Consider the following 15,878-nt stretch of genomic DNA (forward strand, 5'->3'; position numbering starts at 1 on the left):
CGACACCTTTGGCCTTGTCGTCCCAGACCGGCCCACCTGAGAAGCCATGGTCGACCGTCCAGCCCCGCGCGCTGGTCGGATTGAGCTGCACCCAACCTGGCCTTGAGTTTCCGGAGAGGCGCATCTGCGCGTCCGGGGCCTGTGCCTCGCCGACGAAAGGGAAACCTCGGACGGTGACAGCGCGGTCTGTGAAGCTCTGGGGTGCATGGAGCAGCCGAGGTGGAACCAATCCAGGTACTGGTGCATCGAGTTCGAGCACTGCAAAGTCGGCCCAGCCCAATGCGACCTGGTGGGACATGAGAACTCGCGATCGCACTGGTGGACCGGGTTGATCCGACGGAATCCCCGCTTGCCCTCCGACAAATGGGAACTCTACGAGGACAACCTGACCAGTGGAGATCGGCTCGTTCGAAGGTCCGACGGGGAGGTGCGCACAGGTAATGACGTGCCGATCGTCAACGGCGATGCCAGTCCCTGCGGTGGTGCCATCAGCCTTGACGACCCGGACGAGCCAGGTCGGGTGATCGATCATCGCCCCGTTCCCTCCTCAAGAGTTGCGTCCCAACGGAGCGTGACTTGGAGGTGAGCCTCCCCCGAGGCCTCCACCAGCTTGATGGTGCCTTTCGCGCTGATCTTGAAGCACATAGCAACCTCGACTTCGCGGGGCCGGCGCTGCATCGCTTCGATCTGATCCAGCACGGCCTCCCCCATCAACGGGACAGCTGCCAAAGACTCATTGAACGTTGCTGCAGAGACCCCTGCAATTCGGGCACCAAGCGCGGCGCTGCGATCAATCAGACCGACACGTTGAGGCCCTTCAAGTCCCGCTTCTGGAGGGGAGGACTCGTCACTGACTTCGACGGTGATAGTTCGAGACCGGGGAGGGTCTTCGAACTCGATTTCGATATCGGGCACTGGGACTCCTTAAGGGGAATGAAGTCGGACCAGACCACGATCATGCCATGGCTTCTAGAGCCTTGCGGGTCGCCTGTCGCCCATAAGTGGGGCCAGATGGGTCTTAGCGACAGTCCAGATCGCGGAGTGCATCAAGCTATGTAATGTCTATTATAGTCCTATTGTGATTTCTCGATATCGAAGGAGCGTTTCGGGACTGTAAGTCATGGGCCCGTAGGGCCGTTAAGTCGTGTTGGTGAGTTTAGGCCCTACTTCCGTTTTTAAGAACTCTTGCAGCCTCCTGGTAGAAGATCGCCAGGGCCGCGGAACGTGGCGTGGTGTCACTTCTCTTAGGTATGGCAAGAAGAGTTGCCCCGGCTGCAAGATAGGTGGCAGCCTCGCTGAGGGACGGGTTGTGGGCGGCGATCACTGAAATGCCTGCCGTGATGATGCTGAGGACCTGGTTCGTGCTGAGGTTCAAGAGTCCTGCGAAGTGGCGAGCCATCAGGGCGCTATTGATGTAACGAGGGTAATCTCTGAGGGCCTCGTGATCACCCCTCATCAAAGCAGGTATCCAATCGCCATGGAGTTTCGGCCAAAGATGCTTGCTGGCGACCTCTCGAAGTCGCAAGAGTGTTGGAAGATTCCTCTGCCAATCGGCGAGGAGGGGAAGGTCGATAGCTTGGTACGCGGCTCGTTCTCTTGCCGCGTTTCGAATGTAGGGAGCGAACCCACGCGGGCCCGAGAACTGCCCCGTTCCAGCCAGCATCTCCTGTATATAGGGCGTTTCGACCTCGCGCTTAACTCGGTTCTGCTGAGCTACGGCTGTCGCGTCCCACGAACTCGGCGGACTGAGTAGCTGAACCCCGTTGTGAACACGGGAATTGCGAATCGGCCGCTCGATCCTTACGAGGAGGTCTCGGGCAGGATCGGCGATCTCACTGCCAGATGGCGTATCGGATCCGCTGGCAGGCGACAGCCAATGCCGCAGCCCGCTCATTGATCCTGCGATGACGCACTGCTTTGCGTCTGCCACCGGTCGTATGAGGGCGTGTTTGACGTGCTCGAGCTGGGCATCATCTGCTTCCTCGATCCACCGGGAGACTAGTTGCCTCGCGCCGAGATCGGTCAGGTCCCGATGCACCTGGCGCAGTGCTGCGGAGGTGCCGATGTCGGTCTCTTTCCAGTCCACCGCTTCGAGCATCGGTCCCTCACCCTTCACCCCGGCAGCCATCTGAACGAAGATTCGGCTGGTGGCCCATCCGATCTCCTGAGCAGCGAAACTCTCGTTCTCCAGCGATTCCCTAGTGCAGAAGATCTTCTCGAACATCCACAGCGGCGCTGAACCGTTCCAGAAGACAGCGCCGGGAAGCGCACTGTTTCGCGGTTCCAGGGGGTCGTCCGCGAGTAGGCGGTTGTACTCCCATCCAGGGAGGTAGATGCCATTAATCGATGCCATAATGAAGTACCTTCGGAGAGAGGGGTATGGCGCTGTCCACGTGTCTTCAAGGAAGACGCATGTCTCCGTGCTTCTAGCGGCGGCTGGTTGTAAGCAGCTCCTGTGCGACTCGAAGCAGGGCTGCGGCAGGCGCATGAGGTCGGGCTTCGGCGATCATGCGCGTGAAATCTGCTGTGATGGTTGCATTCTCAGGGGCGTTGGGGACGCGAATCTCGACGTCCGGGACCTGGAAAGTGTCTGCAAGGCTTGAGGTGATGGTGTCCACGTCTCGGTAAACGTCGTCGGAGCGCTCTGCTTCGACTCTGATTCGGCGCACGAGACCCTGCAGGGTCACCGCGTTCAAGGCGAACTGGCTCAATGGTTCGGCGAGGTTTTCCCATCTTGCGGCGGGTGCGCCTTTACGTCCGTTCAACCTGCGCTTGTCGCTGGTGAGATGGATGATCCATGACCCTGCGATCAACGCGAGTACGCGCCCGTGGATACGCCACCCTTCCTCTGGGGCTCTCTCATCCTCACCTTCAAGGGAGCTGATGTTGAGGCTGGCGCTTGCTCGAGATGCGGTCCATGAAGCGAGGCTCGGCTTTACGAGGCGAGTGAGGTCGAGGCCAGTTAGCCGGTCGGCCATCGACTCCAGGCGCTTGAGCGAGATCATCTCGCCCACATATGCCCAGTACCGCGGGTCATCGGTCACGTCATCTCGTGACAGCAGGTAGGGGAGCACCACCATGAGCTCGGCCTCCGAGAGTCGCCCCCCGATCACCTGAGAAGGTCGGTCCCAGTCGAGCCGCTGGGTTGGTGCGAGGTCGGTGGTGTCACCGCTGATACCCATCCGGATCATCTGGCCGGCGCGAAGCAGACTAACCGCAGCGTCCTCGACGAAGAGACGGCGCACGACGGTGTTGAACGAATCGAGCCCGGCCACCTCGTCAGTTTCACCCCGTGTGCCGGTGAGTGCAGCAACTTCGTCGGAGTCCGAGAGGAACAGTCCCCGCCCGCCTCGCATGACGTTGCCCCGGACCAGTTGCAGGAGCGGCTCGCGGGCTGAGCCGGGCGATGCGGCGATGGTCGAGGTTGATCTGGGGATGCGGCCGGTGATGTGGTCGAGTGATCGGCTGTCGGTGACCAGGACCTTAGGGGCGACGGCGGCTTCGGCGCGGACTTCTTCGATCACCTCGGCATTGCGTTCTTCGCGGAGTCCGAGCAGCACGGGGCCGACGTCGCCGAGCGCGGGGATGTCACGTCCTGCCGCGGCTGAGGCCAGTGAGTGTCGCAGGAAGATGTTGCGGTCCGAGGCTTGGCCGTTGTCCTTCCAGGTCATGACGATGTCGGGGGCGAAGCTGTGGTTGAAGTACTCGGTGGTGCGGATTTCAGCGGTGGCGTCCAAGCCTTCGAGCTCCTTGACGACCGCGCTCTTAACCCCGTCGATGACGTCTTCGGGATCGTCGTGGCCGAGGGCGAACTCGATCGCCTCTCGCATGCTGGCGCCCGTCATCGCTAAAAGCCCTTCCGTTTGAGCGTTTCATGGATTTTGAAGAGCTCACTGCGATCAAGCACGAGTTCGGTGTGGCGGTCGTGGAGCGGGATCAGCCAGAGCCGTCCCGACACCAGCTGGAGCAGGTCGCTGTCGATCTGGCGTCCTGCGAGCGCATCGGGGTGCCTCTCAAGTGCTGCGGCGATCTCCTCGGGGCTCCGCAGGCGTGGCCACTTCCCTTGCGCAAACGGGTGGGTGGTGAGCCACATGAACTCCCGTTCGTCGTCCGCGCCGTCCTCGCACGCCCGCGCAGTAATGCTGTAGGCATTCGCTAGGTACTCGGTGTAGTCCTCCGCCTGGGAGCCAACATGGTTGTACGCCTTGTTTTCCACGGCCAGGGGCGGTCGTCGCTCGCCAAGAAAGTAGCCGGCCAGGTCAAAGTGTTTGATTTCCTTGTCCAGACGGAGGAATCTCGTCTGGTTCTGGTTTTCGCAGACGTTCCACGGCAAGGTGATGAAGGTGGTGCTCTCCAAGAACAGTTGCGCCTTCTTGACGCCGATGAGCCCCTGCATGTGAGCGCCTTCAGCAACCATAGGCGCCAGCCTACCGTCTCCACTGCGTGAATTGGGTTCCTCCTCTTGTGAACTGCTGGAGCAAGAGTCACATCGCTAACTCTGGTCGCTCGAAGGAATTCTTGCTCACGGCAGTTGCCTGATAAATGCCGGATCGTTATGGATCATGTCATTGCCACAAGTGCCGCTGTCGGTGCAACGTTCGATGTTGTGCACAGAGGTGCTCTCCGAGAATGGACCTCGACATGACCAACTCACGACGAACGGTCGCGTACTACCGCGTCTCGACCCTCAGGCAGGCGCAGACCGGCAGCGAAGCTGAGGAGTTCGGTGCCTCGATTGCGAGTCAGCAGGCCGCATGCCACCGCTACGCCAGTGAACACGGCCTTGAGATCGTCGCCGAGTACACCGAACCAGGTGGATCCGGGACTGCGATTGATCGCAGGCCCCAGTTCAGGCAGCTTCTCGACCGCGTCCTCAACCAGCGTGATGTCGAGGTGGTCCTGGTCTACACCCGTTCCCGGGCCTTCCGGAACGCCTTCGAGGCGATGGTCATCCGGGAAGAGTTCCGAAAGATCGGCGTCGAGCTGCTCTCCACACAGGAGCCCTGCGAGGCGGGTCCTGAAGGCGACCTGGTCACCTTGATCCTCGACGGCGTCAACGAATACCAATCCCGCAAGCTCGGGATCGACGTCTCGTTCAAAATGGCCGCTGCCGCGGCCCGCGGCAGGATGCCGGGACGGGCGAAACTCGGGTACCGCAACACCCGCATCCAGGTTGAGGGCCGTTCGACCCCGGCGATCGAACTCGACCCCGACCGCGCCCCCTACATCGGTACCGCCTTCCGGCTCTTCGCGTCGGGCCAGTACACGCTCAGCCGCCTCAGAAACGAGCTCGCCACTGCCGGCCTGCGCACCCGGCTCACCAGGGCCCACCCCGCCGGCTCACCCATCAGCGTCACGCAGCTCACGAAGCTGCTCAAGGACCGCACCTACCTTGGATACGTGCAATGGTGCGGCGAGGAATACCCCGGCACCCACCCTCCGCTCGTCGACCAGGACCTCTTCGACCGGACCCAGCGCGCCTTGGCCAGCCGCTGCCGCAGCACCCGCGACCGCAAGTGGGACCACTACCTCAAGGGCCTGCTCGCCTGCGCCCGCTGCGGGAAGAAACTCCACTTCGAGGTGAGCCGCAACCGCCACGGCTGGCGCTACTTCTACTTCATCTGCGCCGGACGCCAACCACGCACCTGCGACCTCCCACGCCTTCCCCTATCGGTTGTGGAAGCGGTCCTGGAGGCGCACTGGGCCACGGTCGCCTTCACCCCCGCCGAGCAGGCAGCAGTCGCCGACGACCTGCACCGCGCGGTCCAAACCCAGCAAGCCGCCACCGAAGACCTGCGGCGGCGCCTGCGCCGTGAACGCACCCGGCTCAACAGCCTGGAGAACCAGTGCCTCGAACTCCTCGGGCAACGCGGGTGGCCGCTGGCCAAACTCACCGAGCGTCTCGAACTCGTCCGGCATCAGCGCGCCGAGATCACCCAACGACTCGCGACCATCAAAGCCAACGCCTGCACGGCCGATGCGGAGGCCGCCCCTGTCACCGCCATGCTCGCGACGTTGAACCGGCCCCGGGACCTGTTCAGGCGCCTGCCGAACAACCTCCGCAAGACCCTCGGACACCTGTGCTTCGAACAGGTCCTCCTCGACGTCCGCACCGAGGAAGGGATGCTCGTCGCCGCAACACGGAGCTCGGACCGCGGGTCAGCAGTGTCGATCGATGCCCGAAACCTCACTGCGGCAGGACAACGGCGTACTGAGGTGAACGTCCGCGCTATCGCCGACCTCGTGATCACCGCCTCCCAGACGAAACGAGAACAGCCTCAACGGGAACGCGGCCGGGACGTGAACGTCTGGGAGGTACCGACGTATGTATAGCTAGCAGATGAGTTTGGCCCAGATCACGATGGCTCCACCTGTGTGTAGTCCCACGTGTCGATTTGGTTGGCGTGCAACCGATTCGGTCCACTTAATTGCGTTCCTTGCTATGCGGGACACATACGTACGAGGCTTCCCTCTGAACCGCAGACCAGAGCGTTCGTCTATCGATGGTGACTTACGCACCCCGTATGGGGTCCTTGGACAAGCGCTCGCGAATATTGGTGGGAAGCACGCGATGCTCCCAGAAGATGCGAGCCGCTTCCGGATGCACCGTCTCGCTGGCCACACCGTGACCGATGCCTCGCAGCTCCTTCCATGCGCGTACAACATCGTGCGCAATGTCGAGGATGAGTCTGGGAGGCGCCAGGTGTAGATGAGTTGCGGCGATGGGTACAGCGTCAGGGTCGACGATGCTACGCGGCGACACGATAACCGATATGCTGGCGCCCGGCGGTGAGTCCATTTCACGATCTTCTGCCATCGTCGTGAGCTGAGTGTTGGCTTGCCGGACGTAGTCCATGCTAAGCATGCCGTCAGCCGTCTGTTCGCTCTTCGCCTCAATCAAAATCCACATTGGGTCCCAGAGCCATACTGCATCGGCTCGTCCTTTACCGGACGGTTTGAACGACTCGGCCCCTAGAAATTCGCCGAGTGTGACCAGTGCTTGCTCGTATTTTGTGGCATTTTGCTGATTAAGGTCCGCCAGCATCGCAGCTGACAGTCGGTTGAACTTTGCTGCTGACTTGAACTTGCCGTTCAGTAGTTCAATGACACGATTGACGCTTTCCTCATCGACTGGTTCAGAGTCCAGCATGGCAGACGGGAGGGGCTGGATCTCCTTCAACCATGTGGTTCCTTCAGCGGACTTATGAGCCTTGCGGAGCAGCTCGGCGCTTCGCTCTGCGGCCGAGTTGCTTGCCGGAGCGGAGAGTGAGGACCATGCGCTCCCAAGGTAGGCCCAGAGGGCGCGGTATGACCGGAGCCCCGGGGCGGTGAGATGCTCGAGCACATCAATTGCAGCCCGCGTGGCTCCCTCCCAGTCCTGCCGCCACGCCAGATTCCACGCTTTAACTTCACGGGCAGCGCTCGTAGCGAGTTCCGTGACATTGGGTTGCGGTGTGCGGACTGCTGCTCGCCGCAGTGTCGCCAGCTCGGGTTCTGCGTCTTCAATCCAGATATCGTCCTGTTCAAATGCGCTCTTGGCGAGGAAGAGCAGGTCGTCTGCGGGCACTTGGCTCTGATCGAGCCCAAAACTGATCTCGGCTTGCAGCTCGATTGGTAGTGACTTCCGGACCTCGTCACGGCATAGGAATCGCAGGATGTCTTCGCCTGCGACGATGACAACCGCCCAGTCTTGAGGTCCCCGCGTGCACCGCCCGGCACCCTGCAATACGCGCGTACGGATTCGCTCTTGAAGCACCTCTGAAGCTCGCAGCTTGGTTTCGAGAAACCGATCCTGGAGATGCGATGCTGTAGGCAAACCTGCCATGAGCATCATTCGGCAAGAGTCGGCTGCGAGATCCATGCCGTCATACCGATTCGGCGCCAGGAGCGTGCCAGTTTCGGCATCGATGAACGGCTGGATCCCAGCTTCGACATCCCTGGCGGTGAATCGCTCATCGTCAGGAACCTTGATTGCATTGGCAATATGATGAGCGGAATCGTCGTCGGGGGTGAGCACGAGCCGTTTTGGGGCTAGCTCGAGCAGCGCGCCGACAAGTCTGACCTCTGGGCCGCTATCGTAGTCGTTCGCCGTTGGCTCTGTTGGAGCGGATGCGAGCCCGGGGAAGACGAAGAAGCGGCGGCCGCTGCCGGTCCTGTCCCACGCCGCTGGTACCGGAACCCGCTTAATGCCAGTCCGTCCAAATGCGCGCTCGAGCTCGCCGGCATCCCCGATGGTGGCTGACAGATAAACGCGTTGCGCTGGGTTGGTGAAGGGGGCGTGCTCGAAGGTCGGTGGGATCATTGGCCGGATGTAAAATTCGCGCCAGGAAACGTAGAACAGGCAGGACGCAAGATTCGCCTGCAGCATCCTGAAGCGGTAGGAGGCGTCTCCCTGGAGCAGTGCGAGCACTTGAGCTATGTCGTTCGCGTGGTGGGAGATGGTGCCGATTGGTAGGAGGCGGACTGTACTCCTGTCGGTAGTTGGACCATCGGGGGCGAGCATTCGGGACGCGAGCGAGGGATCGATCGAGTCTTTGAGCACGTCGAAGAGTTGTTCGTACGCGCCGTCGTTTCGGCTTACACTCAGTGCCCATGCCTCGGCCACGAAGCCCTCGGCTGCGTGTGCGTCGTCGAATATTAGGGTCTGGGCGTCATTCAGGTGAGGGTTGAGGTTGAATATTGCGCTGTATGTGCTGATAGCGATGGCGTCGCCTCGTGTGTAGCGAGCAAGTTCCGCCTGGTCCCAGGTTCCATGAGGTCCGATAAGCAGCACGGCGGGGATACCCTGGTCGTCCGCCTTCTTGAGAACCTGCCGGGCGAGTTGCTTTGTCGGGCAGACATAGACAACGCGCTGGCGGAGCGTGCGCCGCCGCCATTCTGAGATGAGCAGCCCAACGAGAGTCTTTCCCGACCCGGTTGGGAGCTCGAGCGCAACGTCAGGTGTCTCCTGAGGCATCTCAGCGTAGGTTCGGAGCTGATCGGCCTGATGCGACCAGAGCGCACCAACACCGTTTGACGCACGCGGGAGCTCTCCAAACAAGGCCTCCGGATCGGTTGCGCCGACCGGCTGCTCAGTACGTTTCCTGAAGCGCGGCCGGGGCCGCTCGCCATCTTCGAGGGTCATCTTCACATTCTCGCGCAGACAACCAGCAGGGAGCGGCTCACCACCCCAATTGGTATCGATCTGCCGTCGACTGGGCCGTCGCGAGTGCGGAGACGCGGAGTGCCGCTGCCCAGCTGGGGCTGTGTGGATCAGCACCACCGCATCCACGCCGGACTAGAACCGCAGACTGTCCAGGACGGCCGCCCCGTTGGTCGCGGTCAGGATCGGTCCGCTCAGCGAGGCCACGGCCGGCATCGGCGTATCGACCAGATCGGCTTTGGCGGCCGCCGCCCGTTCGCGTGTGATCGCAACCTCCTCGCCGAGGTGTTCGAGATGCTCATCGACCAGCCGCACCATCACCGCAGGAGCGGCGGCGATCACCGTCTCGATCGCCTCCAGGGTATGCAGATCCCACGGAGCCGCCGGACCAGTACCGCACGCTCGATCTGCGCCGGGGCGTAAAACCGATACCCCGAGACACCGTCGAACTCGGTCGGCAGCAGCAGGCCCGAATCGGCGTAGAACCGCAACGCGCCCGCCGTGAGGCCGAAGCGCTGTGCGAAGGCGCAGATCGTCATCAAGTCAGGGTTGGTCACCCTGCGAGTGTGGGACTTCAACCGACATGAAGGTCAACAGCCAATAACCACACTCACAGTCCACGGACCCGGCTTGCCGCGATCGGGTTTGGTCCGGTCAGCGATCTCCACTTTGGCGCAAGCTCACGCCGTCGATGATGGCGTGCGACCAGTCGATCTCGCTGGCTGCGCCGAGCCGGTCGAGAACGGCCCGATGGAGTTTCGACCAAAGGGCGGCCTTCGACCATTCGGTGAAGCGCCGGTGCGCGGTCTGCTGGGAGACACCGAAGGTCGGCGGCAGGTGCCGCCAGGCGCAGCCGGTGGTCAGCACGTACACGATCGCGCAGAACACCTGCCGGTCAACAGCCCGGGGGATACCACGGCCCTGGGCCCGCTTCGGTGGGGCCGGTATCAGCGGCTAGGTGATCTCCCAGCCCATTGGGCACAAGACGTTTGGCGAACTCATCCACGCCAGATCTATACAGTTCTGCTGTGGTCTTGGAGGTAACCGGGTTCGCGCGAACACCGGGCTCAAGTATCTTCGGGATCGGTGAGTCGATCCCGGAGCCGCCTTACTTCGGCGACCAGACGAGGGATCGCCTCGCGGGCCATCGCGATGAATGCGGCGTTCTCATCCCAGCGCTCGTCTTCCACATCGACATAACGCGGATGCTGTACGAGCGTCGCGGCGATGATCTCTTCATGGCTAAAAGCCAGCCAACGCTCACCCGCGCCGGAGTCTTCAACGGTGCTCACCGCGACGAGGTTCATGGCGTGGTCATCATCGAGGAAGCGAACAAACCACTGGCCCGGCGTGGCAGCGGCACTGCAACGCTCGATCTCTTGGAGCTCGTCTTCATCCATGTGAACATCGTTGCTCAAGTCAGACCGGTTTCCAACCCTGTTTCAGCCCCGCAACACATGACCGCCACCAACTGAGACACGCATCTTAGTGATGCGACTTTGTAGGCATCGTGAAGCGTTACTTTTGGTCCACTGGCTAGTTTGGATTGTGGAAGCCTATCCATGATTGAAGTGCGTCCAGGTCCAAAGTCATAATCTTGCGGCCATCGGTCCGGAACTGGCCTGGTTTGCGAAGATCGCTATCACCTGATTGGTGACGACATCGGGTGTTGTTGCAGGTCAAATGCATGTTGGTATTGCTGGCGTATCGATGTTGGTTGATTGACTGGCTGGTTGCAGGGTGTTGTTGGAGCGGTCTGCAGTGCAGTGTCAGCGGTGATTGCCCGGAGCGGTCTGCAGTGTCAGGGACGCTGGGTGTATTCACTCATAGCCGTGGCGCCGTGGCGCCGTGGTGCCGTGGCGCCGTGGTGCCGTTGGATCGGGTGTTGTTGCAGGTCAAATGCATGTTGGTATTGCTGGCGTATCGATGTTGGTTGATTGACTGGCTGGTTGCAGGGTGTTGTTGGAGCGGTCTGCAGTGCAGTGTCAGCGGTGATTGCCCGGAGCGGTCTGCAGTGTCAGCGGTGATTGCCCGGAGCGGTCTGCAGTGTCAGCGGTGATTGCCCGGAGCGGTCTGCAGTGTCAGGGACGCTGGGTGTATTCACTCATAGCCGTGGCGCCGTGGCGCCGTTGGATCGGGTGTTGTTGCAGGTCAAATGCATGTTGGTATTGCTGGCGTATCGATGTTGGTTGATTGACTTGCTGGTTGCAGGGTGTTGTTGGAGCGGTCTGCAGCGCAGTGTCGGGTGAGTTGGCGACAGGCCCGATGCGTCCGAGTCTTTTGCCACCTTGACTGCTGGTCGGACCAGCGTTATTGCAGGTGAGCTCGGTGCTGTCGGCGAAAATCCATGGTTTCGTACGACGGAGAGGTTTGCCGGAACTGATGGTTATGGGGAATCATTCCTCTAGGCAGCCAAGCCCAAGTCCAAGGTAGCGGATCGATCTTCCATCTCGTGAGTTATATCATGATATGTCTGGTTTTGATTGGTTCCAATTGCTGCGGTTCCAGGGCAAGGTGTATGCTCAAGATCCGAGCTTGTTTTGTTTGGAAGCGGAACGCTCTCGGGGCGCGGACTCACAGTTGCTGTGGGTCCGCGCCGTTGGTTGTATTGCCTGCCAGGGGTTTTGATTCTGTTCGCCAGGCGCCTGTTCAATCTCATCGCCAGGAGATGGCTGTCGCGAGAACCATCCTTGGATGCTCAAATCTCTTGCAGCCCAACAAGAATCCCGGTTGCGTAACGTTCAATATCCGGTTGGGCCGATGGAATCCGCTCTTGCCGAAGCGGGGAGCTTGCATGGAAGCCAAGCGGCGGGCAATCAGTCAGTTTTACCACAGCCTGCGTTGCAGACCGCTCCAACGGCCTCCGCGGCCAGCCAGCCAGCCAATCATCATTGATGCGTCAGTGTTGATGACCTGGTGTTCGAACTGCGAAAACGTCAGGTATCGCAACACTACGTCGACAAGTGAATGCATCCTGTGTTGCCGGTGCTCCGGGCTGCAGCAGGCAATCGGTCGGCCGTAGCGGCACCTAATCAACTGCTTTGATGAGTCGCACATGGCCTTCAACTGAGTGGTGCCGGTACGGGCAGTGTTCACTCTCAGGGTCTCGCCGACCTAGTTCACGATCTGCAACCGCGAACGTTGAGGTTGTGATCATTGCCAAGTTGGTTGCGCTGCAACCTGTCTCGCCGAAAAATCAAGATGACCCAGAAATATGAGTACCTTATGGACTTAATTTGATGGTCTGTACCTTGTGGAATGAGCAGGCGTTTGAACTTCGATGAAGAACTAACGAGCTGTCTTGCAGGGGCTTCTGGGGATGGATAGAAGCTGACCCACAACTGCCTGTACTCGGTATGAGTCTTTGGAAGCGGTCGGAGGGGGGTAGTACGGAGCGGGGTGATTGACTGCATCCCCGGATGCTTGCCGGTTTGCCGGGCTGGCCAACTAAACCGATGCCGCATTCGCATCGAGTCGGGTGACTTGGAGGCCAAGAACTGGTTTCAAGTTCGCTGGTGATCGGACTGGTTGTGCGGCTTAGGGTTTCCTCGTTGAGTCGTCATGGCGAAGCCGTGGGAGATCGAGGAGGCGTTGTCGGCTCGAACCGGGGCGCTCCTGCCGGTTCGCCGGCCTGGGAAGCGCGGGCCTGTCCCCCTTGATGACCGGAAATGCTTGCTGGGCATCCAGTTCGTGCTCTGCGACAGAATCAACTGGAAGCACCTGCCACCCGAACTCAGCTTCGGTTCGGGCATCACCTGCTGGCGGCGTTTCTGCCGCTGGTGTGAGGCCGAGGTGTGGGACCGGTTCCACTGCTTGCGCCTATCCGAGCTGCATGCGCTCGGAGAGATGGACTGGTCCACCGTCTGCTGGCTGTAGGCGAAATCTGACGGAGAATGAGAAATATTCTTTACCGTTGAAGGGAAGGATGGACCACCTGATTTCACTACTTCGTGATCAGAGAAGCTAGAACTGGCTTCAAGTTCATCGACGAAGGTTAAGCGCCCTGCCCCTTTCCATGTTCGTTGAGCGACCAGGGGCGAAGCGGTTCGTGGCCTGCGAGTCGATGATCGCTTTCAATTGCAGCACAGGCGAACTGTAGGCGAAGGTCTTTGAGATGGCCGATCGGCTCACTGCGGATGGAAGTAACCATTAGGTGCTCAGTGATCCTGCTTGGCAGGGTGATCTTGAGGTTGAGGGCGTTCGCCTCGAGCCAGGGCACTCACTGTGCTGCCCGGGGTGAAGCGCTTGCGCGGGCAGTGCCAGCTTCGGTCCCAGGTCGTCGATGACGCGGTCGGCTGTGGACTTCGAGACGCCGAACAGTGGCGCAAGCTGGCGCAAAGTGAGGTTGGTCCGCCAGTACGCGGCGACCAGCAGGACCCGGTCGGCCAGGGACAGACTCCACGGTCGGCCTCGGTGGACAGCGTCGGCGCCTTCGCGCTCGAGCTGGCGCACGAGGCGAGTGAAGACCTTGGGCCGCAATCCTGAGAACGGCTCGATCCAGCACTCCTCAGCTGCTGTCACCACACCCACCACAGCATCTTAAGCCTTTGCGGCGCAAGCGGTATAGGGCTCATTTCCTTCGTAGGAACACGGCTTCGCGAACCATCGAGAGCCAGATATCGCCCCGTACTGCGGCGAGATCGTCGCGTTTCTTCTGATCGGGCACGCTGACGTCGAGAAACGCGAACAAACCGATCAAACCCGGCACGAAACAGGCCAACGCACCGACGGCATCGACGAAGAGCGCTCCGGCGAACACGTCGCCGGGCGTCGAGACGAACAGATTAAGGACGACCAGTATGGCGAGCATCAGCGGGGAGAACAGCACCAGACGTACACCCCACATGAGCTTCCAGTACGCACCGTACCGGCGGAACTCGTCCTCTATGTTCATGTACAGAAATGATATCGGGCGCATCGACGGCCTCCAGAACCATGCTGGATCGTCCGCACCCACCCGTGAGGACGCGCCCACGATGTGGCTGTTGTGAGCGTACCGTTGCCGGGCAACCGCAACGACTGCAAGGCCTTCGGCGAGTCCGGCGCCGAGCAGGCGGTCCGCAACGCGACGGTGTCGCCGAAGCGATGCTCGGCATCGCACGCCTCCACAACCTCGCCCGCACCGCCTGACCCGAAACCGAGGCGCAACGAGGATCGCCGCGATCAACGACCCTCAGCTCCAATAACGGGGCAACCTTTAGGGCCGCCCTGAGGGCAAATTCAACGGGTGCGGACTGACGTGTTCGCGTCAAGACCGCACCCGTTGCATTTGAAGGATTACTACTGGATAATCTGTGACCGGAAGCTTAGCCAGTGGCTAATATCGCTCTGATTGCCGCCGAGCGCTAGTAGAAAACCTCGTACTGTGCGCTCGGACGGAACTCGTCCATGCTTCGTGCTGCACAAGTCGCTCAGAGTGGAAATTGAGAGTGGCTTCCCGATATGGCGTAGCACACTTTCGCTCGTGGTGGCCGAGGCGATCTGCGAGAGCGTCAACTTTGATCCGCTCCGAAGTTTTGACATCGCGGACGCGAAGACCGCGGGAGTCATCGGTCGGGCGGGAAACCGGACGTGTGGCTCGGCAGGCGCGCCGAGATACGGTCTAAAACCACTAAATGGGGTAAAGTTTGCATCAGTTGAATTATGAAGAGCTTTTTTCAGAATTCCATGCTGCGCGCCCCAGTGGGGGCAGTCACCCCCGCAAGCTCGGACAAACGCGAGCGTTGCCTCCAAAGAGGGGACGCGTGGTCCACTTACTACGCGGCTCAAAGCTGCAGGGGAGTAGTTCACCTCGTTCGACATGGCCGACAATGTGGGACGCCCGGCGTGCCAGTGAACTTCGCGGAGGCACTCCTTGAAGTTCACTAGCACGGCCGGGGTCTTGGTCGGCGGTTGTCCGCTCGACATTGCTTCTCGGTCTAGGAAGCGAGAAGCGTTCGGGTCGGGATGGCCTTCAGGACGGTTGCGACGCCGCCACAGACCGCTACGGTCAGGGCGATAGCGGCATCAATGCCGTCCTTAAGGTACGAGACCGTCGCGATGAGAGCGATCGTGACGGTGATCACGGTCTCTGTGGTGGAGAAGTAACGCGCGCGAACTTCGTCGAGCAGAAGCGGCGTCGGAAGGCAGGATCGAATCTGCCAACCTTCGTTCATGAGGTTTCCCCTTGCATTGTTTTGTAGGAGCCCCGACCCGGGCGGGCCGGGGCAATTGGAAGCGGAACTTTCTCGGGGCGCCGGACTAAGTCATATTTTCCCGACTGTCCCCGCGTGTTCTCGACCAGAGTATCCCAGGACGGGGTCAGCTTTGCCTGCGGCTGACCCAGGTTCGCGGGGAGAGTTCTCGCGGAGCGCAGGGTCACGAGTACCTCATCGAGACGACATTGCGGTGAAATCCGTTGCGCTACAAGGTTAATCAGCCAGTCCGCCGGGCTCTAGTCAACCAGGACCGTGTTCGAAAAGAGGGGAATTGTCTGGCCGCATTGGAAAAAATTTTCGACGAGGCACCGTGCCCACCCAGGCGAAGTCCTTGGTGGTTGAGGCTCATGGGGCGTGAGAGGTGTCCCTTGTGTGAGGATCTTCTCCGAGAGCGTGTCCTCGATCTCGCGCTGGATCGTGCGGCGCAGCGGCCGCGCGCCCATTACCGGGTCGTAGCCCTTGTGGCCGAGGTACAGCTTCGCGTTGTCCGTCAGCTCCAGGGCCATGTCGCGGTTGACGAGCTGGTCCTCGATGCGCTT

Annotated in this window: 13 protein-coding genes and 3 pseudogenes; 2 read left to right on the plus strand and 14 right to left on the minus strand. The window is 60.8% G+C overall.

Annotated elements, in window-relative coordinates:
• Positions 1–4 precede the first annotated feature (4 nt).
• The 5 genes and pseudogenes from AB0A65_RS13180 to AB0A65_RS13200 all read right to left on the minus strand — a co-directional run.
• Positions 5–532: pseudogene (locus AB0A65_RS13180) on the minus strand (trypsin-like peptidase domain-containing protein); the annotation flags it as partial.
• Entirely contained in the window at positions 529–915 is a 387-nt protein-coding gene (locus AB0A65_RS13185; protein WP_359950794.1) for a CU044_2847 family protein, read from the minus strand. The pseudogene AB0A65_RS13180 and the gene AB0A65_RS13185, both read right to left, overlap by 4 nt.
• 241 nt (positions 916–1,156) lie before the next feature.
• Positions 1,157–2,353 carry a hypothetical protein gene (locus tag AB0A65_RS13190; RefSeq protein WP_359950796.1) on the minus strand — a complete coding sequence of 399 codons (1,197 nt, stop codon included), beginning with the start codon at positions 2,351–2,353 and terminating at the stop codon, positions 1,157–1,159.
• 73 nt (positions 2,354–2,426) lie between these two features.
• Complete coding sequence (locus AB0A65_RS13195) at positions 2,427–3,830, minus strand: hypothetical protein (RefSeq protein ID WP_359950798.1); 1,404 nt, start codon at positions 3,828–3,830, stop codon at positions 2,427–2,429.
• Positions 3,831–3,847: 17 nt separating this feature from the next.
• The gene (locus AB0A65_RS13200; protein ID WP_359950800.1) at positions 3,848–4,417 is read right to left on the minus strand and encodes a hypothetical protein; all 570 of its coding nucleotides are present in this window, start codon (positions 4,415–4,417) and stop codon (positions 3,848–3,850) included.
• Between the two features lie 212 nt (positions 4,418–4,629).
• Between AB0A65_RS13200 and AB0A65_RS13205 the strand changes: the two genes are divergently transcribed.
• On the plus strand, positions 4,630–6,333 hold the full coding sequence (locus AB0A65_RS13205; RefSeq protein ID WP_359950802.1) for a recombinase family protein: 1,704 nt from the start codon (positions 4,630–4,632) through the stop codon (positions 6,331–6,333).
• 178 nt (positions 6,334–6,511) lie between these two features.
• Here AB0A65_RS13205 and AB0A65_RS13210 read toward each other — a convergent pair whose 3' ends face one another.
• From AB0A65_RS13210 to AB0A65_RS13230, 5 genes and pseudogenes are all read right to left on the minus strand, one after another.
• Positions 6,512–9,124 carry a DEAD/DEAH box helicase gene (locus AB0A65_RS13210; protein ID WP_359950804.1) on the minus strand — a complete coding sequence of 871 codons (2,613 nt, stop codon included), beginning with the start codon at positions 9,122–9,124 and terminating at the stop codon, positions 6,512–6,514.
• Between the two features lie 153 nt (positions 9,125–9,277).
• A complete protein-coding gene (locus tag AB0A65_RS13215; RefSeq protein ID WP_359950806.1) occupies positions 9,278–9,484 on the minus strand; it encodes a hypothetical protein in 207 nt (68 codons plus the stop codon).
• Entirely contained in the window at positions 9,481–9,699 is a 219-nt protein-coding gene (locus AB0A65_RS13220) for a MerR family transcriptional regulator (protein ID WP_359950808.1), read from the minus strand. Before AB0A65_RS13220 ends, AB0A65_RS13215 begins: the two co-directional genes overlap by 4 nt.
• A gap of 80 nt (positions 9,700–9,779) precedes the next feature.
• Positions 9,780–10,148: pseudogene (locus AB0A65_RS13225) on the minus strand (transposase); the annotation flags it as partial.
• Between the two features lie 61 nt (positions 10,149–10,209).
• Positions 10,210–10,542 carry a hypothetical protein gene (locus AB0A65_RS13230; RefSeq protein ID WP_359950810.1) on the minus strand — a complete coding sequence of 111 codons (333 nt, stop codon included), beginning with the start codon at positions 10,540–10,542 and terminating at the stop codon, positions 10,210–10,212.
• Between the two features lie 2,161 nt (positions 10,543–12,703).
• On the opposite strand from AB0A65_RS13230, the gene AB0A65_RS13235 reads away from it, so the two are divergent.
• Positions 12,704–13,018, plus strand: a complete 315-nt coding sequence (locus AB0A65_RS13235; protein ID WP_359950812.1) for a transposase — start codon at positions 12,704–12,706, stop codon at positions 13,016–13,018.
• Positions 13,019–13,380: 362 nt separating this feature from the next.
• Here the strand turns inward: AB0A65_RS13235 and AB0A65_RS13240 are convergent.
• The 4 genes and pseudogenes from AB0A65_RS13240 to AB0A65_RS13255 form a co-directional block, all read right to left on the minus strand.
• Positions 13,381–13,675: pseudogene (locus AB0A65_RS13240) on the minus strand (transposase family protein); the annotation flags it as partial.
• Positions 13,676–13,712: 37 nt separating this feature from the next.
• Positions 13,713–14,036, minus strand: coding sequence for a hypothetical protein (locus AB0A65_RS13245; protein ID WP_359950814.1), 324 nt, complete (start codon positions 14,034–14,036; stop codon positions 13,713–13,715).
• A 1,024-nt stretch (positions 14,037–15,060) separates the two neighbouring features.
• Complete coding sequence (locus AB0A65_RS13250; RefSeq protein WP_359950816.1) at positions 15,061–15,297, minus strand: hypothetical protein; 237 nt, start codon at positions 15,295–15,297, stop codon at positions 15,061–15,063.
• Positions 15,298–15,575: 278 nt separating this feature from the next.
• On the minus strand, positions 15,576–15,878 hold a 303-nt coding region (locus tag AB0A65_RS13255), incomplete at its 5' end, for a hypothetical protein (protein ID WP_359950818.1).

Origin of the sequence: Glycomyces sp. NPDC047010, assembly GCF_040644205.1 — a bacterium.
In the GTDB taxonomy this organism is placed as follows: Bacteria; Actinomycetota; Actinomycetes; order Mycobacteriales; family Micromonosporaceae; genus Glycomyces.